We start from the raw sequence: 19134 nt of genomic DNA, 5'->3' as shown, positions 1-19134 counted from the left end.
CGTAGGAGCGGCTTTAGCCGCGATGGCTGTCAGGCGCCAAATACCTCGTTAAGCAAATCATCCATGGCGGCGAAGGCACGGCGAGACACTTTCGGGTCGTAGACCGAGCGGCCGGGGATGTTCGCCCCCGGGTCGGTGAAGGAATGCACCGCGCCGCCGAAATGGGTGAGCTGCCAGTCCGCGCCGGCCCCGTCCATTTCCTGCTTGAACGCCTTCAGTGAGTCCTCACTGACCATGGGATCGTCGGCGCCGTTGAGTACCAGCACGCTGCCCTTCACCGGGCCGGAGGCCGGCGCCGGCGTATCCAGCAGGCCGTGGAAACTGACAAAGGCGCGCAGGTCGGCGCCGTCGCGGGCCAGTTCCAGGGCACAGGCGCCACCGAAACAGAAGCCGAACATGGCCAGCCGGTCCCGGGCGATGCCCAGTTCACCGGCTTCCCGCTCCAGCACCGCCAGGGCGCCGCGCAGCCGCGCGCGCAGGGCGGCATTATCCGCTCGCACCGCGCCCATGGCCTCCATGGCCTGCTCCGGGGTTTGCGGGCGCACGTCCTTGCCGAACGGGTCCAGCACGAAAATCGCCCGGGTGTTGTCCAGGCGGCGTTCCGCCTGGGCGATGGCGGCGTCGCTGATGCCGAAGAAATTGGGAGCCATCAGCAAGGCCCGGCTGGGGGTGGCGCCGCGCAGATAGAGCAGATGGCCCTGGAAGGTCTGGCCATCCACCTCGTAGTCGATGGCCTGATTGACGATATCACTCATGCGTTTCTCCCGGTCAAAGCGCCCGCCATTAAACACTTCGTTACCTTACCCCCGCAATGAATCGGAAGCGCATCATGGCGCTTTCACCCTTATCTCGCTTTCATGGGCCCGAAAGCCCATCAAAGGAGGCCGACCATGAAAACCCGCTTCTCCCATATGCTGCTCGCCGCCGGCTTGGCGGCCCTGCCACTGACCGTCCAGGCAAACCCACCCTCCTGGGCCGGTAACGGAAAGGCCGGCGGCGCGCGTACGGAAACACCGCAGCGCGACGCGCATCTGTTCAGCGACCGGGAACGAGACGCCCTGCGCCGCTACGGCGATCGCTACCGCGGCGACGATCTGCCGCCCGGGCTGCGTAAGAAAGTGGCCCGGGGGGGCGATCTGCCTCCGGGTTGGCGGGACAAACTGCGAGAAGGGCGGCGCCTGCCGGACGACCTCTACTATCAGGGCTACCGTCTGCCCGAGTCGGTTTACCGCACCCCGGATGGCTACTCGGACGTGGTGATCGACAACGAGGTGGTCCGCATTCTGGATGCCACCCAGGTGATCATGGACATTTTCAGACTCAACCGCTGAGCCGACGCCTCATTAACGGACGTTCCACGGAACCGAACCGGGCGGGCGACTCTCAAAAATGGAAATCATTCGCCATTCAGGAGCGCTCGCCATGACCAAACTGGCCATCCAGGGTCTGATCGCCATTACCTCCGCCCTGTGGCTGCCCGCCCAGGCCGATCTGTCCCGCTCGGTGTGGAGCAGCGGCGGCGACCAGTCCGGCGAAGCGCGCTCGGTGAGCGACGAAGTGGCGGAAAACAGCCCGGTGCTGCTGGTTCCCGCCAGCGACCGGGACCGCCAGGACTGACCGCGAAAGGTTAAATCCGAAAAACCGGCGTGAGGTCGTTCACAGTTCCGCGCCGGGCCAGGAACGCCCCCCGGATGGCGGGCTCTGACTGCATACCGACGGCGCGATTGTTGGTGGGCGCAAGGCCATCAGGGAGGGCCAGGGAGCAAGGACGCATGCGCTCCGCCGGCGCGGTCGGCCGAATACGAAGCGCTGATTCGAAAATTTATCGGGACGGGAACGCCAGGTGGGGAACTTCTTCCACCGATACGGCACTAACCCAATGAGTCTCCCAATACAATCAGGCAACCCTCCGGGCGTACAGTCAGGCTGACGCCCTTCTTTTTTGCCGTGCCATAAGGGATCAGGTCTTCTTGCCGCCACCGGGGCCGAACGGCAGGGGGAAGGCGGTGACGTTGCTGCCCGCCTCGGTGATCTTGCCCACGCCTTCCTTCTCCACCTCGTCGATGCGGATCACCGCGTGCATGGGAATAAAGGAACGCTGTACCCCGGCGAACTGGTTCTTGAGCTTCTCCTCGGAGGGGTCCACCACCATCTGCGCGCGCTCACCGAACAGGAATTCCTCCACTTCGATGAAGCCATAAAGGTCGCTGGCGTAGATCTGACCCACGTAGATCTCGTAGATCTGGCCCTGGTTGAGGAAAATAACCCGATAGATTTGACGGCTTTTCGACATGATCCGGGAGGTATGAGTGCCTGAAACGGGCGCGCAGTCTAGCACAGATTGACCGCCCGGCACCCCCCGCAAGCCTCTGTTTTGCGGGCCTTGCGGCTGGACTTTGCCCCTTTGAATGACTAGAGTTACGGCCCACAATGCCGTGGGGCATTTTGCCGCACCCTGGGAGACCGCCGCCTTTTCCCTCACTTTTCGTAAGTGATTGTTCTAAGGCGATTTTCTCAATAATAAGGCGGGTTTTCGGCCACCCCCTTGGCCGCCCCCGCCCTTCCGGGCAGGGCCCCGGCAGGGCTCCACGGCATCTTATCCTGAAACTCGCTTTCCAGGTGCCGGTGACGGCAAAAGAAAAGGCGTGCCCCTTGTTCCGGGGGGACTCGCTGGGGAAAACAGGGAGCTAACGCATGCAGTCAACTCTGTTCCACCGCGCGGCGGTCGGTCTCATTTCGCTGATGATCAGCGGCTGGACCGTGGCCAGCGATTGGACTGAACGTTCCGACCACAACCTGCGGCCCGGGGTCACCGCGGTCAGCCAGGAAGTGTACGATCTTCACACCACCATCCTTTGGATCGTCACCATCATCGGCTTGCTGGTGTTCGGCCTGATTCTGATCTCCATGATCCGTCACCGCCGTTCCCGCCATCCGAACCCGGCCACGTTCCACGAGAACGTGTTCCTGGAGGTGCTGTGGACGGTGATTCCGTTCGTCATCCTGATCGCCATGGCGGTGCCCGCCACCCGGGTGCTGATCGAGCTGGATGACTCCTCCGACGCGGAACTCACCGTGAAGGTCACCGGCCATCGCTGGAAGTGGGAGTACGAGTACCTCACCTACGCCGACGACAACAATATCGGCGTGTCCTTCATGTCCAACATCGCCACCCCGCCGGAACAGATCAACAACCCGGTACTCGCCGGCGGCCTGTTCCCCTACGGCACCGCCCAGGACGCCGTGGGTAACGAGTTCCCCGAGAAAGGCGCCAACTACAACCTGGAAGTGGACAGCCCGCTGGTGCTGCCCTCCGGCCAGAAGGTGCGCTTCCTGATCACCTCCGCCGACGTGATCCACTCCTTCTGGGTGCCGGACTTCGGCGGCAAGAAGGACGCCATCCCCGGCTTTGTCAACGAGACCTGGGCCAAGGTTCCCGAAGGCAAGGAAGGCACCTACTATGGTCAGTGCGCCGAGCTGTGCGGCAAGAACCACGCCTTCATGCCCATCGAGGCCAAGGTGGTGAGCCAGGCCGAATTCGCCGACTGGCTGGCGCAGAAGAAGGAAGAGGCCGCCGCCGCGCCGGACCTGACCCCGTTCGCCGATCTGGACGAAGCCATGGAGCTCGGCCAGCAGACCTACGCCGGCAACTGCGCCGTGTGTCATGGCAACAATGGGGAAGGCGGTGTGGGCCTGCCGTTCGCGGGCAGCGACTTCGCCACCAAGAAAGAACATCTGGAAGAGCACATCCACGTGCTGGTGGAAGGCCGCGGCGCCATGCCCGCTTTCGCCGCCCAGTTGTCACCGCGCCAGATCGCCTCCGTCATTACCTACGAGCGTAACGCCTGGGGTAACGAGACCGGCGACCTGATTCAACCCGAAGACGTCTACGAACAAGAGTGAGGGAGGGGAGAGCGATGAGTACCGCTGCCGCTGCACACGATGACCATCATCACCACGCCCCGACCGGCCTGAAACGCTGGCTGTTCAGCACCAACCATAAGGACATTGGCACGCTGTACCTGTGGTTCAGCTTCATCATGTTCCTGGTCGGTGGCCTGCTGGCCATGGTGATCCGTACCGAGTTGCTGGAACCGGGCATGCAGTTCGTGGACCCGGAATTCTTCAACCAGATGACCACCGTCCATGGCCTGGCCATGGTGTTCGGCGCCGTCATGCCGGGCTTCGTCGGGTTCGCCAACTGGATGATTCCGCTGATGATCGGCGCGCCGGACATGGCGCTGCCGCGCATGAACAACTGGTCCTTCTGGATTCTGCCGTTCGCGTTCCTGATCCTGCTGAGCTCGGTGTTCATGAGCGCCTTCGGCGCCGGCCACCCGAGCGCGCCGAACTTCGGCTGGACCTTCTACGCGCCGCTCTCCACCGAGTACGGCCCGGCCTCCACCGACCTGTTCATCCTGTCCGTGCACATGATGGGGATTTCCTCGATCATGGGCGCGATCAACGTGATCGTGACCGTGTTCAACCTGCGCGCGCCGGGCATGACCCTGATGAAAATGCCGCTGTTCGTATGGACCTGGCTGATCACCGCCTTCCTGCTGATCGCGGTGATGCCGGTACTGGCCGGTGCCGTGACCATGATGCTCACCGACCGTCACTTCGGCACCAGCTTCTTCAGCGCCGCCGGCGGCGGTGACCCGGTGCTGTTCCAGCACGTGTTCTGGTTCTTCGGGCACCCCGAGGTGTACATCATGATCCTGCCCGCGTTCGGGATCGTGTCGTCCATCATTCCGACCTTCGCGCGCAAGCAGCTGTTCGGCTATGCCTCCATGGTCTACGCCACCGCTTCCATCGCGCTGCTCAGCTTCGTGGTCTGGGCCCACCACATGTTCACCGTGGGCATGCCGCTGGCCGGCACCCTGTTCTTCATGTACATGACCATGCTGATCTCGGTGCCCACCGGCGTGAAGGTGTTCAACTGGGTGGCCACCATGTGGCGCGGCTCAATGACCTTCGAGCTGCCCATGAAGTGGGCCATCGCCTTCGTGATCCTGTTCACCTGCGGCGGTCTGTCCGGTCTGATGCTGGCGATCACCCCGGTGGACTTCCAGTACCACGACACCTACTTCGTGGTGGCGCATTTCCACTACGTACTGGTGACCGGCGCGGTATTCAGCATGTTCGCCGCCGCCTACTACTGGCTGCCCAAGTGGTCCGGCGTGATGCCCAACAAGCTGCTTGGTGAGCTGCACTTCTGGAGCTCCCTGCTGTCGGTGAACCTGCTGTTCTTCCCGATGCACTTCGTGGGCCTGGCCGGCATGCCGCGTCGCTACGCCGACTACGCCCTGCAGTTCGCGGACTACAACTTCTGGATTTCCATCGGTGGTTTCTGGTTCGGTCTGTCCCAGTTGTTCTTCCTGGCGGTCTGTCTGCTGTGCGCCATGAAGAAAGGCGAGAAGGCCGCGGCCCGTCCCTGGGACGGCGCCGAGGGTCTGGAATGGGAAGTGCCCTCACCGGCCCCGTTCCATACCTTTGAAACGCCCCCGGTGGTGAAATAACGGATCACGGATCACGGCGCCATGAGTCACGACAGCCTCGAACATCGCAACAAGCGCACCCTGCGCAAGCTCCTGATCTGGGCGCTGGCGATGTTCGGCTTCGCGTTCGCCATGGTGCCGTTCTACGACGTGATCTGTGACATCACCGGCTTGAATGGAAAGACCTCGTCGACGGCGAGCACCGAAGGCCCGGCACGGACCGTGGAAGACCGCACCGTGACCGTGGAATTCATCACCCAGCGGGGCCAGGGCGTGAACGGGGACTTCATGTCCGCCACCCGCCGGGTGAAGGTGCATCCGGGGGAAATCACCCTGGTGAATTTCTACGCCAGCAATCCGAAGACCAGCGAGATCGTCACCCAGAGCATTCCGTCCGTGACCCCCGGGGAAGCGGCGCGCTACCTGCACAAAACCCAGTGTTTCTGCTTCGACCAGCAGACCCTGGGCGCCGGCGAGCGCAAGGAAATGCCGATGATCTTCTATCTGGACCCGGAGCTGCCGGAGCACATCACCACGCTGACGCTGTCGTACACGATATTCGACGTGACCGATCGGGTCGCCGCCAACAACGACACCGTGATGAACAACAATACGGTCGCCAAGTAACGGCCCGGTTGTACAGGAGACTTCTTCAAAATGGCTACTGAAAAGTATTACGTACCCGAGAGCAGCCCCTGGCCCCTGGCGGCTTCGGTGGGGCTGTTCATGACCGCCGTGGGCGGCGCCCACTTTATCCAGCAGAGCACCGCCCCGGACAAGTTCGAGGGCAGCTGGGGGATGCCGCTGTTCTTCTTCGGCCTGGCCACCCTGTGGCTGGTGATCGCCATCTGGTGGCGTGACACCATCAAGGAATCCGTGGGCGGCCTGCACAGCAAGCAGCTGGGCATCTCCTACCGCCAGGGCATGCTGTGGTTCATCTTTTCCGAAGTGATGTTCTTCGGCGCCTTCTTCGGCGCCCTGTTCTACACCCGCTGGCTGATCGTGCCGTGGCTGGGCGGCGCCGGCAGCAACGCCATGACCCATGAGCTGCTGTGGCCGGACTTCCAGGCCATGTGGCCGCTGATCAAGACCCCGGACGGCACCACCACCCAGGCCATGGGCGCCTGGGGTCTGCCGGCGATCAACACCGCCATCCTGCTGACCAGCTCCATCACCCTGACCATCGCCCACCACGCTCTGCTGGAAGGCAAGCGCGGCAAGCTGATCGGTTTCCAGGCGGCCACCGTGCTGCTGGGCGCGATCTTCCTGGGCCTGCAGGCCTGGGAATACCACCACGCCTACGTGGAAATGGGGCTGACCCTGCACGCCGGCATCTACGGCAGCCTGTTCTTCCTGCTGACCGGCTTCCACGGCGCCCACGTGACCATCGGCACCATCTTCCTGTTCGTCACGCTGCTGCGTGTGATCAAGGGCCACTTCGACGCGGAAAACAATTTCGCCTGGGAGGCGGGGGCCTGGTACTGGCACTTCGTGGACGTGGTCTGGCTGTTCCTTTTCGTGGTGGTGTACTGGCTGTAACCCCGCCGACCACCCTGGAAACAAAAAGCCCCGGTCAAAAGCCGGGGCTTTTTGTTTTCCGCCTTTATTGCGTCTGTTCGATGGGCTCACCGTAGCGCTGGCCCGGGTTGACGTCGTGGGGCTGGATCCAGCCCATCATCATGCTCAGCAGAATGAACAGGAACACCGCCGCCGAAAACCCCACCCGCCAGGCCAGGGCACGCATGGTCTTGCCGTCCTTGCCCTGGCCGCGCACCAGCGACATCAGGGCCTTGCCCAGGGAGATCACCGCCGCGATCAACAGCACGATGACGATCAGCTTCACCCACCACATATATTTCTCCTCAGCCAACGTCGGGCGGCATTGCCTCGACGTGCGAACCCGGTCGGGTACAATACGCGCCCATTGTAGCCGCCACCCCAGCGAGTGAAAGATGAAGAGGCGCTTTTCCCCCCTTGGCCTGTTGCTCACGCTCTTGGTGGTCGCGGCGTGTCTGAGCCTGTCCTGGTGGCAATGGCAGCGCGCCGGCGAGAAACGCGCCTGGCTGGCCGATCAGGCGGCCAAGGCCCACGCCGCCCCGGTGGGTCTGGCCGAGGCGCTGCGCCGCGATGACCGCCAGCACCTGCCGGTGCGGGTGCGCGGGAAGATCGACAACGACCATCCGGTGCTGCTGGACAATCGCACCTACCAGGGCGTGGCCGGTTATTACCTGCTCAGCCCGCTGCGCGACGAAAGCGGCCGCTGGGTGCTGATCAACCGGGGCTGGCTGCCCCGCGGCGCCGACCGCGGCACGCTGCCCGAGGTGGCGCCGGTGCGCGGCGCAATCACGGTAAGCGGCCCGCTGTATCAGCCGGACGCCCGCGCCCTGGTGCTCAAGGACACACCGCTGGCGGAACACCAATGGCCGCTGCGGGTGCAAAAGGTGGATTTTGAAGCCATCGGGCGCCGACTTGGGGTAGAATTGGCGCCCTTCGAGATTCGGGTGCCGCCCGAACAGCCCCTGGGCGACGCCCCCGTACTGCCAAGGCCCTGGCAGGACATCACGGCGGCGATCAGCCCGGAACGTCACCAGGCCTATGCGCTGCAGTGGCTGGGGCTGGGTCTGGCCGCCCTGATCATGTACCTGGTCGCCCATTTCCGCCGGCGCCCCCGACCGGATCACTGAAACATCATGTCGCCACGTCTCAAAAACAGGCTGACCCTGCTGGCCATCGTCGGCCCCTTTATCGTGTTCTTCATCGCCGGACGCTATTTCGTGGACCCCTGGTCGCTGCCCCGGGAGAACAAGGGCCAGCTGATCATTCCCCACGTGCAGATCGCGGCCCTGGCGCTGCGCGACGCCAACGGCGAGCCCTACGATCAGGCCGACACCGAGGGCCGCTGGAGCCTGCTGTACGTGGCCGGCGCGGACTGCGCACGGGCCTGCAAGAACGGCCTTTACTATCAGATGCGCCAGGTGCAACGCACCCTGGGCGAGAACATGGAACGGCTGCGCCGGGTGGTGGTCCTCACCGCGCCGGCGTCCGAGGACCTGCGCGGCTTTCTGGACGATCAGGCCGCCGGCATGGTGGAAACCCGTGGCGACGCCGGCACCGTCAAGGCGGCGCTGGCACCGGTCTACGAAGACGCCGGCGGCGACGCCCTCGGCGACATTTTCGTGGTCAGCCCGGACGGCCAGATCTTTCTGCGCTACCCCACCCACGAGGACATGGACGCCACTCTGGAGGAGGCGGAAAACATCCGCCTGGATCTTGAACGTACCTTGAAGGGCTCGCTGATCTGAGGCGGCGCCCGCTACCCCTACAGGTTTCGACACATGCATCCCGAACCCCGGCAACCTCTGACTTCCTCGCAAATCTGGCTGCGTCGCGTGGCCGTGCTGGCGCTGATCCTGGCCGCCGGCGTGATCATCCTGGGCGCCTGGACCCGGCTTTCCGACGCCGGTCTGGGTTGCCCGGACTGGCCCGGCTGCTACGGGCATCTGGACGTGCGCAAGGCCATCGAGCACGTCAACGAACAGAATGCCAGCTCCCCGGGGGCCCTGCGCGAGGCCCACAAAACCGTTCCGGAGATGGTGCACCGCTATTTCGCCTCCACCCTGGGCCTGCTGATCCTGATCGTCGCCGGCCTCAGCCTGGTCAACCGCAAGCGCGAGAAGCAGCCGCTCAAGCTGCCCCTGTTCCTGGTGGCCCTGGTGATCTTCCAGGGCATCCTGGGCATGTGGACGGTGACCATGGGGCTGCAGCCCACCATCGTCATGCTGCATCTGCTGGGTGGCTTCACCACCTTCACCCTGCTGGCCCTGCTCACCGCCCGTCTTTACCGCTGGCCGCGCTTTCTCAATGATTGCGACGTGCGCAGCCTGAAGACCCTGGGCGGGCTGAGCCTGGCGGCGGTGGTGCTGCAGATCGCCCTGGGCGGCTGGACCACCGCCAACTACGCCGCGGTGGTGTGCACCGAACTGCCGATCTGCGAGGACGGCTGGGTGGAGCACATCAATTTCGAGGACGCCTTCGTGTTCTGGGGCCACGAGCACGACAAGCCGGACTACGAGTTCGGCGTGCTGCAGAACGACGCGCGCACCACCATCCATGTGCTGCACCGCTTCGGCGCCCTGCTGGTGACTCTGATGGTCCTGCTGCTGGTGGGACGCATCCTGACCCGGGCGCGCAGCGTGTTCTTCCGCAACTTCGGCCTGGTGATCCTGGGCCTGCTGGCCTTGCAGATCACCCTGGGCATCAGCAATGTGGTGTTCTCGGTGCCGCTGTGGGTGGCGGTATCGCACAACTTCGTGGCGGTGCTGCTGCTGATATCGCTGGTACTCTTTATCCGCGCCATCAACGTAAAATGCGCGGCCCGTCATCCGCGGGGCCCGGACGGGCCGCCCCGGGACTAGTCCAGATCAGGCCGAGAGGGAGCCACCATGAGCGCGAACGACAAGACCATGAGCGCCCCGCCGGAGTCGCGTGAACGCCCGACCCCGGGCTGGCGCGACTATCTGGCGCTGACCAAGCCCGGCGTGGTGATGCTGCTGATGGTCACCGCCGTGGCCGGCATGTTCCTGGCCACCGACCCGCCGGGCATGGTGCCCCTGGACATCTTCATCCCCGCCTTCGTGGGGCTGTCCCTGGCGATGATGGCGTCGGCGGCGATCAACCAGATCATGGATCAGAAGATCGACGCCATCATGAAGCGCACCGAGAAGCGCCCGCTGGTGGCCGGCAAGATTTCGCCGAAGGCGGCGGTGACCTTCGCGGTGCTGTTGGCGCTGGCCTCCATGGCGATGCTCTATTTCCTGGTCAACCCGCTGACCGCCGGGCTGACCCTGTTCGGCTTCGTCGGCTATGCCTTCGTCTATACGCTCTATCTGAAGCGCGCCACGCCGCAGAACATCGTGATCGGCGGCATCGCCGGCGCCATTCCGCCGCTGCTTGGCTGGGCGGCGGTGACCAATTCCCTGGACCCCTACGCCTGGCTGCTGGTGCTGATCATCTTCGTCTGGACACCGCCGCACTTCTGGGCGCTGGCCATCCATCGCGCCGACGAGTACGCCAAGGCGGACGTGCCCATGCTGCCGGTGACCCACGGCATCCCCTTTACCCGGGAGTCGGTGCTGTACTACACCATCCTGCTGTTCATCTGCTCGCTGCTGCCCTACCTGACCGGCATGAGCGGGCTGATCTATCTGGTCAGCGCGGTGATCCTCAGCGGCATTTTCCTGGTGCACGCGGTGCGGCTGCGCTTCAGCAGCAACCCCAAACTGCCGATGAAAACCTTTGGTTATTCCATCGTCTATCTGTTCGTGCTGTTCACCGCCCTGCTGGTGGACCACTACCTGCCCCTGCACCCGCTGCAACCGTGATGCGATCGTCATCGCGCCAATAGCCAGGGGCCGCCGCTTGCAGTAACGTTAAGCACGGTCAAGCCGACCCGGCAGGGGAAAGGGGGAAACATGGGTACCTGGCTGTTCTTCGCCGTTATCATCGCCGGGCTGATCTATCTGGTGGCGATCTACAATCGCCTGGTCAGCCTGCGCAACCGCTTCAAAAACGCCTTCGCGCAGATCGACGTGCAGCTGCAGCGCCGCCACGATCTGATTCCCAATCTGGTGAGCACCGCCAAGGCCTATCTGGACCATGAGCGCGAGACCCTGACGCGGGTCACCGAAGCGCGCAACCAGGCCGAGGGCGCCCGCCGCGACGCCGCCGAACGGCCGGACGACGGCGCCGTCATGGACCGCCTGGGGCGCGCCGAATCGATCCTCTCCGGCAGCTTGTCGCGGCTGCTGGCGGTCAGCGAGAACTACCCGGAACTGAAGGCCGACCGCACCATGGCCGATCTGATGGAGGAGCTGGCCGCCACCGAGAACCGCATCGGCTTCGCCCGCCAGGCGTTCAACGACGCGGTGATGAGCTACAACACCTACCGGGAACAGTTCCCCCACAACGCGGTGAGCGGCTTCTTCGGGCCGTTCAAGGAAGCCGCCCTGCTGGACATCGAGAATCCGGAAGCGCGCCGCGCGGTTCACGTCGCCTTCTGACCCTCCCAACATGGACTTCTTCGATCATCAGGCGCGGGCCCGGCGGCGCACGGTGCTGCTGGTGGGGTATTTCCTGGCCGCGCTGGCGGCGGTGGCCGCCTCCGTCAATGTCTGTGCCTGGCTGATCGGCCACTGGCTGCACCCGGACCTGTCCTGGCGCGCCTGGCTGCTGAGCGACGCCGGCCTGTGGCTCACCGCCGCCACCCTGGCGGTGCTGATCGGCGGGTCCCTGCGCAAGGCCTGGCAGCTGCGCGACGGCGGCCCGGCCCTGGCGCGGCTGCTGGGCGCCCGGGAAGTGCCCGCCCAGCCCGGCGACGCCCGCCAACGGCGCCTGCTGCGGGTGGTGGAAGAAATGAGCCTGGCCGCCGGCACCGTGCCGCCGCGCAGCTTCGTGCTGGAGCGCGAGGACGGCATCAATGCCCTGGTGGCCGGGCTGACGCCCTCCAGCACCGTGCTGGTGGTGACCCGGGGCGCCCTGGAGCGGCTCAGCCGCGACGAACTGCAGGGCGTGGTGGCCCACGAATTCAGCCATATTCTGAACGCGGACATGCGCCTGAACCTGCGCCTGCTGGCCGCCCTGGCCGGGGTGCTGGCGATCGGCAAGGTGGGTGAGTTCCTGCTGCACGCCACCGCCGGCGACGGCCACCGCCGGGGCCTGCCGCTGTTCGCCCTGGGCGGCGCGCTGCTGATGGCGATCGGCTTCGCCGGCCTGTTCTTCGGGCGGCTGATCAAGGCCGCCATCTCCCGCCAGCGGGAACGGCTGGCGGACGCCAGCGCGGTGCAGTTCACCCGCCAGCCCGCCGGCCTGGCCGGCGCCCTGATCAAGATTCGCCAGGAGGGCTCGCACCTGCACAGCCTGCACGCGGAGGACCTCAGCCACATGGCCTTCGCCGAAACCCTGGGCCTGCGCTGGCGGCGCCTGCTGGCCACCCATCCGAGCCTGGACCAGCGGCTGCGCGCCCTGGGCGCGGACTGGCCGGTGCGGGCCCGGGTGCGCACCCGCCAGGCCCGGGCGCCGTCGTCGGCGGCGTCCACCCGGGTGGGTCATCTGGACGCGGCCAATCTGGGCTATGCCCGCTCGCTGCTGGCCAGCATTCCCGTGGACCTGCAGCGGGCGCTGCACACCCAGGAAGGCGCCGAATGCGTGCTCTACGCGCTGGTGCTGGGCGATACGCCACCGCCACCGGCCCTGCGCGGCGGCCGCCGGGGCGCCCTGGTGGAGCAGGTGCGCGGCCTGGGCACGCGACTGCGTCTGCCGCTGCTGGATCTGGCGGTGGCCACCCTGCGCCAGGCGCCGGAGCGCCGCCGCCCGGTGATCGTCGCCCAGTTGCAGGCGATTACCCGGCATCGGGGTGAGCAGGATCTGCTTTGCCGGGCGCTGTCGGCCATCGCGCGTCAGGCGCTGACGCCGACGAAACGGCGCCTGCCGGGCCGGGAGATCCACCGTCTGAGCGCGGTGGCCAACGAAATCCAGGTGGTGTTCTCGGTGCTGGCCTGGGCCGGCGATTCCGCTCGCACCACCGCTCTGGCCGGCTTTCAGCGCGCCACCCACGGGCTGCTGCCGCCCGGTCGTCTGCTGCTGCCGCCGGACCGTTGCGGCCCGGCCCGGCTGCAGACCGCCGTGGACCGGCTCAACCGGTTGACGCCGCTGCTCAAAGCGCCGCTGATCGACGCCGCCGCCGACCTGGTGCTGTCCGATGGCCAGGTTCAGGTGGCGGAAGCCGAGCTGCTGCGCGCCCTGGGCGCGCTGCTGGATTGCCCCATGCCACCGCTGTTCCGGTCCTCCCTGGCCAATATTTGAACATTTTACAATTTGTGATACCGTTCACAAATTGGGGAATGGGGGAATGAGGGATGGAGCTGACCAAGATCAGTCATCGTAATACCTGGCAGGCGGTCTGTGATCGCACCCGCCTTATCCGCGACGGCGAACTGGACCCGGGCCTGACCGCCTGGCTGGCCGCCCAGGGGGTGACCGTCGGCGACAGCGTGTTCGCTCTGGTTTGCCGCTGCGACGAGCGCATGTACACCGGCACCCTGGTGGACGGCGGCGGCCGGGTGCTGGAATACCTGGTGAATCTGGACGACAGCGACGACGATACCCTGGACGACGTGACCGGCGCCCTGGGGCCGAAATGCCCCACCCACCCGCGCACCGATCCCCGCGACCCGGTGACCATGGCGCTGATGATTCAGCGCGGGCTGGCGCCGTCCCCGGACCCGGCGCCGGTGACCGTGCCGGCCTGATCCGCCCGATAGGGCAGCAAGGTGCGCGCCTCGTCCCGGTAGGCCAGCACCTGACGTGCCTCGCGCTGGCAGAAATCCGCCACCGCCTCATGGAACGCCGGCTCCGCCAGCCAGTGCAGCGAATAGGTGAGCACCGGCTCGAAGCCGCGCAGAATCTTGTGCTCGCCCTGCACGCCCGGGTCGAACTCCGACAGACCCCGTTCAATGGCGAACTCGATGCCCTGGTAATAGCAGACCTCGAAATGCAGGGCGTCGTACTCCCGCACGCTGCCCCAGTAGCGGCCGTACAGCGCCCGGTCGTCGAACAGATACAGCCCCGCCGCCACCGGCTCATCGCCCTGGCTGGCCAGCACCAGCAGAAGCTGATCGCCCAGGCGCTCCGCCAGCCGCAGGAAAAACGCCTCGCTCAGATAGGGCAGCTGCCCGCGCACCAGGTAGGTGTTGGCGTAGCAATGGTAGAAGAAGCGCCAGCTTTCCGGCCCGATGTCGGCGCCGGTGAGCCGCTCCACGGTCAGCCCCTGCTCCGCCACCCGGCGGCGCTCCCGGCGCACGCTCTTGCGTTTGCGGGAATTGAAAGTGGCCAGGAACGCCTCGAAGTCCGCGTAGTCCCGGTTGAACCAGCGAAAATGGCAGGCCTGGCGCTCGATCAGCGGCAGCTCGGCCAGCGCCTCCCGGGCCGGGCGGTCCGGGAACAGCAGATGCCAGCCGCTGGCGCCCTGCTCCCGCACCCGCTCGCGCACCCGCCGCCACAGGTCGTCGGCCCGCCAGTCGCCGCGCCAGCGGGGCCCCACCACCGGGGTGAAGGGAATGGCGGTGACCAGTTTGGGGTAATAGGGCAGCCCGTGGCGCTGGTAGGCGTCCGCCCAGGCGAAATCGAACACGTATTCGCCCCGGGAGCCGTCGCGGGCATACAGCGGCAGAAAAGCGTCGCCCTCTTGCGGAGGGCTATCTTTTACAGGGCCGTTTCGTAAATGACAGGGGGTCCAGCCGCGCTCCGGGGTGGCGGCGCCGGTGTCCTCCAGGGCGCCCAGGAAGGCGTCGGTAAGAAAGGGAAAGCGCATTTCCGCATGATACTGGCCGTGGCGCGCGGCGGCGAGAGTCACGGGACATGAGATTGCGTGTCCGCTTCGTTACAATTCGCGGCAACAAAATGCGCGGCGATAATCAGAGAGGCCGGTTTCAAGCCTCCCACCCGTTCCGCGACCTACTTGCTTCGAAAAAAGGTAAGCCGATTCCATGAAAGTCTCCAAACCCTTGGCGGCCGTGTACGCTCTGGCCGTCCTGTTGCTGGCGCTGCCCGGCGCCGGGTTGCTGTTCGCCCCCGACCGCTTCGTGCTGCTGGTCCATGGTGGCGAGCAGGTGCTGATGATCTCTCCGCTGCTGTCCCAGCAAACCGGCCTGGGCCTGCTGCTGGCGGCGGCGGTCAATCTGGTGTGCCTGGCCGGCGGCGCCACCCGGCGGCCGCTGCACGCGGCGGTGCTGGTGTACCTGATCGGCCTGGTGGCCAGCCACGGCGAGGCCGCCTTCGGCGCCGCCGCCTGGCTGTGGGTGCCGGTGCTGTTGTACGCCCTGGCCCTGCTGCCCTGGGGGCGCCTGCCCGCACCCCGGCTGCCGTCGGCGGCGGAGAACGACGGGCGCCGCCGGGGCGAGGTGAAGTGGTTCAATCCCAAGAAGGGGTTCGGCTTCATTCTCGCCGAGGACGGCGAGGAGATCTTCGTCCATTTCAAGGCGGTGCTGGACGGCGGCCGTCGCAGCCTGCGGGCGGGCACCCCGGTGCGCTTCGTCACCCGCCACTCCGAGCGCGGTGAGCAGGCCGATCAGGTGGAAATCCTGGAATGACCCTGGCGCCCCTGGACTGGGCGGTGCTGCTGGCCTATCTGGCGGTGGTCCTGCTGATCGGTTTCTGGTTCGCGCGGCGCAACACCAGCACCGAGGAATACTTCGTGGGCGGGCGCCGCTTCCGCGGCTGGGTGATCGGCCTGTCCCTGGTGGGCACCTCGATCAGTTCCATTACCTTTCTCGCCTACCCCGCCGACGCCTTCAAAACCGGCTGGCTGCGCTACCTGCCCAACCTGGCCCTGCCGCTGGCGCTGGTGATGGCGGCGCGGGTGTTCCTGCCGTTCTTCCGGCGCGGCAACATGACCAGCGCCTACGAGTTTCTGGAGCTGCGCTTCGGGCCCAGCGTGCGGGTGTACGGGGCGGTGGCCTTTATCGTCGCCCAACTGGTGCGCCTGGCCATGATCCTGTGGCTGCTGTCGCTGCTGATCCTGCAACTGGTGGAAGTCTCGCCGACCACGGCGATCATCGCCGCCGGTCTGTTCGTGGGGCTCTATACGGTGGTCGGCGGCATCGACGCGGTGATCTGGACCGATGTGCTGCAAACCCTGGTGCTGCTGCTCGGCGGCCTGCTGTGCGTGTGGGTGGTGGTGGAGGCCCTGCCCGGCGGGCTCGGCCAGGTGTTCCGGGAAGCCGGCGCCGCCGGCAAGTTCGCCCTGTCGGAATGGCGGGACGGCGAACCGCAGCCGGTGCGCTGGGGGCTGTCGCTGAGTGAGAAGACCGCCACCATGATGCTGTTCATCGGCCTCACCAACTGGCTCACCGAATATTCCAGCAATCAGAACACGGTGCAGCGCTATTGCGCGTCGCGCTCCACCCGGGAAGCCCGCCGGGGGCTGTGGGTGTACCTGTTTACGGCGCTGCCGGTGTGGGCCTTTTACATGCTGCTGGGCACCGCCCTGTGGGTGTTCTTCCAGCATCACCCGGATCCGGTGGCCGAGGCGGTGCTGGCCGGTACCGCCAAGGCCGAGACCATCGTGCCCTGGTTCATCACCGAGTACCTGCCCGCCGGCGTGGCCGGGCTGGTGGTGGCGGCGGCGCTGGCGGCGGCCATGAGTTCCCTGGACTCCAGCATCAATTCGGTGGCCACGGTGGCCATTGTCGACCTTTACCGGCGCCATCTGCGCACCGGCCTGGACGACCGCCACTATCTGCGCTCGGCGCGCTGGGTGGCCACCGCCGTCACCGTGCTGATGATCGTCGGCGCCCTCTGGCTGAACGGCGCCGACACCCACACCCTGCAGGACACCTCCACCATTCTGGTGTCGCTGTTCGGCGGCGGCATGCTGGGGCTGTATCTGCTCGGTTTCCTGAGCCGGCGGGGGGACGCGCGGGCGGCCTGGTGGGGCATCGTCGCCACCCTGCTGTTCACGTCCTGGACGGTATTGACCAACGAAGGGATGTTGCCGGCGACGCTGAGCGCGCCGTTCGACCTCTACTACACCGGCCTGATCGGCAATCTGGTGATGTTTGTGGTGGGCTATGGCGCGGCCCTGTACTGGCCGCGCCGGGCCCGCTGATCAGCGCTGGCCGGCCACCCGCGCCGCCGCCGGGGCGGGGGCGTCCAGCGACGGTTGCGCCGCCGGCAGCCGCTGGGCGCGGCGCACCAGCAGACGGTCGCGGACCAGCCAGCCAATCGCCCAGAACACCAGCCAGGGGTCGATCAGATAGTCCCAGAGATTGTCGGAGTGCAGGACGTTGGCGCCGTAGGCAAGCTGGGCCACCACCAGCACCACGCAGCTGGCGTAGGCCCGGTTCAGCCAGGCGAACACCCCCACCAGCAGCAGCACCGCGCTGAACAGGGTATCGCCGAAGCCCAGCGCATAGGGGTCCGCGTAGCTGGAGCCCAGGCTCATCGGGTAGAACCACAGCGCCAGCCCCACCAGCAACAGGCAGGCGGCGCGCAGTTCCCGCACCGGCAGCCAGTAGTGGCCGGTCAGCCGATGCTGGATGGCCACCAGGGCCAGCAGCCCGGACGACAGACTGAAATGGCTCAGGTAGCTGAGCACCCAGCCGCTCAGGCCGTAGGGAAACGGCAACAGCGCCGCCACCAGGGCCAGCGCCGCCAGCACCGCCCGGGCGGGCCTCGGCAGGCGCGCGCCCAGGCGCAGGGCCACCGCCACCAGCACCAGCGCGCAGATCAGTTCCGGCATCATCATCCTTTGTCCCCCTGGCCGTCACCGGCGGGCAGCCAGGCGTGGCGAATGGCGGTCTTGTTCCAGGTATAGAGAATGTGCACGTCGCCGTTGCTGGCCTGCAGCACATAGGGATAGTCGTACTGAAACTCACAGCCGTCGCGGGCGCACTTGTTGTGGTCCACGCGGCGACGCAGCAGCGCCGGGTTCTCGGCATTGAGGGTGTCCGCCACTTCCTCGTCGATCATGCCGAGGAAGGCGGTTTCCTCCACCCGGCCCTCGCGCCAGGCTTCGCGGTTATGGAAGAACAGCCGGTCGCTCCAGGTGCGGCCGCTGTCGAAGGTCTCGTGGACGCACAGGTCGTCGCGCTCGTAGGCGTTGCAGTTGGCCACCACCAACCAATGGCCCGGGGACAGCACCACACCGCCCACCGCCGCCGACGGATTGATCAGCTTGGACCCGTACAACGGCGTCCAGTCATTGCCGCCGTCGCCGGTGTCGCTGCGGTACAGACGCCCCTGGTCGTCCTCGCTCTCGTTGCGCAGCAGGGCGGTGGCGCGCTTCGGCCCGTCCACCAGAACCAGCGGCTGGATCGCCTTGCGGCCGTGGCCGATGCGCTCCTTGTCGACGATATGGTTGTCGCGGTCCAGACGCAGGATTTCACCGAACTTGCCCACCATCTCATGGTAGACCGGCAATCCCACGGTGCCGTCCTGGTAGTGGATCGGCGGGGTTTTCACCAGGGTGCTGATGTTCAGGAACGGGCTGGTGGTAAGCGCTTCGTCGAAGGTCCAGGTGGCGCCCAGATCGTGGGAGTCCAACACCACCAGCCGGCTGGCCGCCCAGCCGCCGAAGCTCACCGCCACCACGAACAGGCGCATGCGGCCGTCGTCGTCGAGCACCGGCACGGCGTTGCCGAGCTTGCGCACGTGGCGCCCCCATTGCCGGCGGATCTGCTCGCGGGTGACCACCCGCTCCTCCTCGCTCCAGCGCGACCGGCGCGGGTCGAAGACGGCGGAGTGAATGCCCACGTCCTCGGCGCCCTCGGCGGAGCCGGCGAACCAGAACGCCCGCAGCCGGCCATCGGGCAATTCCACCATGGAGGCGGCGTGCACCAGGGGAGTTTCAGCGTCGGAGGCGAACCGCATTTGCCAGCGGCCGTCCAGGTTGTCGTGGCCGCGCACGTAGTCGGTACGGAAAGCGGGCTCGTCCACCCGTTCCTCGTGTTCCGGCAGCGTCACCAGAAAGGCCGCCACCAACATCACCCCTACCACCCAATGCGGCCACCGATGCGTCCATCGGGGCGGGAAACGCTTCGTCATAGTCGCGGGCGTCTCATTGTTGCGTTGTCATTTATGG

Annotated in this window: 21 protein-coding genes; 15 read left to right on the top strand and 6 right to left on the bottom strand. The window is 66.2% G+C overall.

The window, feature by feature from the left end:
- Nucleotides 1-29: 29 nt before the first annotated feature.
- Entirely contained in the window at nt 30-755 is a 726-nt protein-coding gene (locus IM760_RS03335) for a dienelactone hydrolase family protein (protein ID WP_204427114.1), read from the bottom strand.
- A gap of 135 nt (nt 756-890) precedes the next feature.
- Between IM760_RS03335 and IM760_RS03330 the strand changes: the two genes are divergently transcribed.
- Both IM760_RS03330 and IM760_RS03325 read left to right on the top strand, forming a co-directional pair.
- Nucleotides 891-1331: a hypothetical protein gene (locus IM760_RS03330; protein WP_239549584.1), complete on the top strand. Its 441-nt coding sequence runs from the start codon at nt 891-893 to the stop codon at nt 1329-1331.
- Nucleotides 1332-1422: 91 nt separating this feature from the next.
- The gene (locus IM760_RS03325) at nt 1423-1617 is read left to right on the top strand and encodes a hypothetical protein (protein WP_204427113.1); all 195 of its coding nucleotides are present in this window, start codon (nt 1423-1425) and stop codon (nt 1615-1617) included.
- 343 nt (nt 1618-1960) lie between these two features.
- Here the strand turns inward: IM760_RS03325 and IM760_RS03320 are convergent, their stop codons facing one another.
- Nucleotides 1961-2293, bottom strand: a complete 333-nt coding sequence (locus IM760_RS03320) for a DUF1820 family protein (protein WP_138772817.1) — start codon at nt 2291-2293, stop codon at nt 1961-1963.
- A 401-nt stretch (nt 2294-2694) separates the two neighbouring features.
- On the opposite strand from IM760_RS03320, the gene coxB reads away from it, so the two are divergent.
- From coxB to IM760_RS03300, 4 genes are read left to right on the top strand one after another with little or no spacing between them, the layout of a single operon-like run.
- Nucleotides 2695-3903, top strand: a complete 1209-nt coding sequence (gene coxB, locus IM760_RS03315; protein WP_204427112.1) for a cytochrome c oxidase subunit II — start codon at nt 2695-2697, stop codon at nt 3901-3903.
- Between the two features lie 14 nt (nt 3904-3917).
- Nucleotides 3918-5519, top strand: a complete 1602-nt coding sequence (gene ctaD, locus IM760_RS03310) for a cytochrome c oxidase subunit I (protein WP_204427111.1) — start codon at nt 3918-3920, stop codon at nt 5517-5519.
- A 21-nt stretch (nt 5520-5540) separates the two neighbouring features.
- Nucleotides 5541-6125 (top strand): cytochrome c oxidase assembly protein, encoded by a 585-nt coding sequence (locus tag IM760_RS03305; protein WP_204427110.1) that lies wholly within the window; start codon nt 5541-5543, stop codon nt 6123-6125.
- Between the two features lie 30 nt (nt 6126-6155).
- Complete coding sequence (locus tag IM760_RS03300) at nt 6156-7037, top strand: cytochrome c oxidase subunit 3 (protein ID WP_204427109.1); 882 nt, start codon at nt 6156-6158, stop codon at nt 7035-7037.
- A gap of 64 nt (nt 7038-7101) precedes the next feature.
- Here IM760_RS03300 and IM760_RS03295 read toward each other — a convergent pair whose 3' ends face one another.
- On the bottom strand, nt 7102-7350 hold the full coding sequence (locus IM760_RS03295; protein WP_204427108.1) for a twin transmembrane helix small protein: 249 nt from the start codon (nt 7348-7350) through the stop codon (nt 7102-7104).
- A gap of 100 nt (nt 7351-7450) precedes the next feature.
- Here IM760_RS03295 and IM760_RS03290 point away from each other — a divergent pair, with 100 nt between their 5' ends.
- From IM760_RS03290 to IM760_RS03260, 7 genes are all read left to right on the top strand, one after another.
- Nucleotides 7451-8182: an SURF1 family protein gene (locus IM760_RS03290; RefSeq protein ID WP_204427107.1), complete on the top strand. Its 732-nt coding sequence runs from the start codon at nt 7451-7453 to the stop codon at nt 8180-8182.
- Nucleotides 8183-8188: 6 nt separating this feature from the next.
- Nucleotides 8189-8800 (top strand): SCO family protein, encoded by a 612-nt coding sequence (locus tag IM760_RS03285; RefSeq protein WP_204427106.1) that lies wholly within the window; start codon nt 8189-8191, stop codon nt 8798-8800.
- Between the two features lie 33 nt (nt 8801-8833).
- Nucleotides 8834-9913: a COX15/CtaA family protein gene (locus IM760_RS03280; protein ID WP_204427105.1), complete on the top strand. Its 1080-nt coding sequence runs from the start codon at nt 8834-8836 to the stop codon at nt 9911-9913.
- Nucleotides 9914-9961: 48 nt separating this feature from the next.
- Complete coding sequence (cyoE, locus tag IM760_RS03275) at nt 9962-10879, top strand: heme o synthase (RefSeq protein ID WP_204427312.1); 918 nt, start codon at nt 9962-9964, stop codon at nt 10877-10879.
- A 90-nt stretch (nt 10880-10969) separates the two neighbouring features.
- Nucleotides 10970-11557: a LemA family protein gene (locus IM760_RS03270; protein WP_204427104.1), complete on the top strand. Its 588-nt coding sequence runs from the start codon at nt 10970-10972 to the stop codon at nt 11555-11557.
- A gap of 10 nt (nt 11558-11567) precedes the next feature.
- Complete coding sequence (locus IM760_RS03265; protein ID WP_204427103.1) at nt 11568-13358, top strand: M48 family metalloprotease; 1791 nt, start codon at nt 11568-11570, stop codon at nt 13356-13358.
- Nucleotides 13359-13411: 53 nt separating this feature from the next.
- A complete protein-coding gene (locus IM760_RS03260) occupies nt 13412-13804 on the top strand; it encodes a hypothetical protein (RefSeq protein WP_204427102.1) in 393 nt (130 codons plus the stop codon).
- Here IM760_RS03260 and IM760_RS03255 read toward each other — a convergent pair.
- Nucleotides 13750-14907 (bottom strand): GNAT family N-acetyltransferase, encoded by a 1158-nt coding sequence (locus IM760_RS03255; RefSeq protein WP_338021361.1) that lies wholly within the window; start codon nt 14905-14907, stop codon nt 13750-13752. The genes IM760_RS03260 and IM760_RS03255 overlap by 55 nt on opposite strands.
- A 133-nt stretch (nt 14908-15040) precedes the next feature.
- Between IM760_RS03255 and IM760_RS03250 the strand changes: the two genes are divergently transcribed.
- Entirely contained in the window at nt 15041-15643 is a 603-nt protein-coding gene (locus IM760_RS03250) for a cold shock domain-containing protein (RefSeq protein WP_204427101.1), read from the top strand.
- Nucleotides 15640-17160: a sodium:solute symporter family transporter gene (locus IM760_RS03245; protein ID WP_204427100.1), complete on the top strand. Its 1521-nt coding sequence runs from the start codon at nt 15640-15642 to the stop codon at nt 17158-17160. Before IM760_RS03250 ends, IM760_RS03245 begins: the two co-directional genes overlap by 4 nt.
- Here IM760_RS03245 and IM760_RS03240 read toward each other — a convergent pair whose 3' ends face one another.
- Entirely contained in the window at nt 17161-17799 is a 639-nt protein-coding gene (locus IM760_RS03240) for a hypothetical protein (RefSeq protein ID WP_204427099.1), read from the bottom strand.
- Complete coding sequence (locus IM760_RS03235) at nt 17796-19037, bottom strand: sialidase family protein (protein ID WP_410170366.1); 1242 nt, start codon at nt 19035-19037, stop codon at nt 17796-17798. The genes IM760_RS03240 and IM760_RS03235 overlap by 4 nt, the downstream gene beginning before the upstream one ends.
- Nucleotides 19038-19134 lie beyond the last annotated feature (97 nt).

The organism is Alloalcanivorax marinus, from assembly GCF_016906305.1.
Classification (GTDB): Bacteria; Pseudomonadota; Gammaproteobacteria; order Pseudomonadales; family Alcanivoracaceae; genus Alloalcanivorax; species Alloalcanivorax marinus.
Note: the sequence above shows the minus strand (reverse complement) of the source record. Positions and strands in the feature narration are given on the sequence as shown.

What these genes read in the sequence shown, in the direction of transcription:
- IM760_RS03265 (WP_204427103.1), top strand. Translation starts at nt 11,568, where the DNA reads ATGGACTTCTTCGATCATCAGGCGCGGGCCCGGCGGCGCACGGTGCTG.
- IM760_RS03320 (WP_138772817.1), bottom strand. Translation starts at nt 2,293, where the DNA reads ATGTCGAAAAGCCGTCAAATCTATCGGGTTATTTTCCTCAACCAGGGC.
- IM760_RS03295 (WP_204427108.1), bottom strand. Translation starts at nt 7,350, where the DNA reads ATGTGGTGGGTGAAGCTGATCGTCATCGTGCTGTTGATCGCGGCGGTG.
- cyoE (WP_204427312.1), top strand. Translation starts at nt 9,962, where the DNA reads ATGAGCGCCCCGCCGGAGTCGCGTGAACGCCCGACCCCGGGCTGGCGC.
- IM760_RS03290 (WP_204427107.1), top strand. Translation starts at nt 7,451, where the DNA reads ATGAAGAGGCGCTTTTCCCCCCTTGGCCTGTTGCTCACGCTCTTGGTG.
- IM760_RS03325 (WP_204427113.1), top strand. Translation starts at nt 1,423, where the DNA reads ATGACCAAACTGGCCATCCAGGGTCTGATCGCCATTACCTCCGCCCTG.
- IM760_RS03270 (WP_204427104.1), top strand. Translation starts at nt 10,970, where the DNA reads ATGGGTACCTGGCTGTTCTTCGCCGTTATCATCGCCGGGCTGATCTAT.
- IM760_RS03305 (WP_204427110.1), top strand. Translation starts at nt 5,541, where the DNA reads ATGAGTCACGACAGCCTCGAACATCGCAACAAGCGCACCCTGCGCAAG.
- IM760_RS03285 (WP_204427106.1), top strand. Translation starts at nt 8,189, where the DNA reads ATGTCGCCACGTCTCAAAAACAGGCTGACCCTGCTGGCCATCGTCGGC.
- IM760_RS03250 (WP_204427101.1), top strand. Translation starts at nt 15,041, where the DNA reads ATGAAAGTCTCCAAACCCTTGGCGGCCGTGTACGCTCTGGCCGTCCTG.
- IM760_RS03260 (WP_204427102.1), top strand. Translation starts at nt 13,412, where the DNA reads ATGGAGCTGACCAAGATCAGTCATCGTAATACCTGGCAGGCGGTCTGT.
- IM760_RS03245 (WP_204427100.1), top strand. Translation starts at nt 15,640, where the DNA reads ATGACCCTGGCGCCCCTGGACTGGGCGGTGCTGCTGGCCTATCTGGCG.
- IM760_RS03335 (WP_204427114.1), bottom strand. Translation starts at nt 755, where the DNA reads ATGAGTGATATCGTCAATCAGGCCATCGACTACGAGGTGGATGGCCAG.
- IM760_RS03280 (WP_204427105.1), top strand. Translation starts at nt 8,834, where the DNA reads ATGCATCCCGAACCCCGGCAACCTCTGACTTCCTCGCAAATCTGGCTG.
- coxB (WP_204427112.1), top strand. Translation starts at nt 2,695, where the DNA reads ATGCAGTCAACTCTGTTCCACCGCGCGGCGGTCGGTCTCATTTCGCTG.
- ctaD (WP_204427111.1), top strand. Translation starts at nt 3,918, where the DNA reads ATGAGTACCGCTGCCGCTGCACACGATGACCATCATCACCACGCCCCG.
- IM760_RS03330 (WP_239549584.1), top strand. Translation starts at nt 891, where the DNA reads ATGAAAACCCGCTTCTCCCATATGCTGCTCGCCGCCGGCTTGGCGGCC.
- IM760_RS03240 (WP_204427099.1), bottom strand. Translation starts at nt 17,799, where the DNA reads ATGATGATGCCGGAACTGATCTGCGCGCTGGTGCTGGTGGCGGTGGCC.
- IM760_RS03235 (WP_410170366.1), bottom strand. Translation starts at nt 19,037, where the DNA reads ATGTTGGTGGCGGCCTTTCTGGTGACGCTGCCGGAACACGAGGAACGG.
- IM760_RS03300 (WP_204427109.1), top strand. Translation starts at nt 6,156, where the DNA reads ATGGCTACTGAAAAGTATTACGTACCCGAGAGCAGCCCCTGGCCCCTG.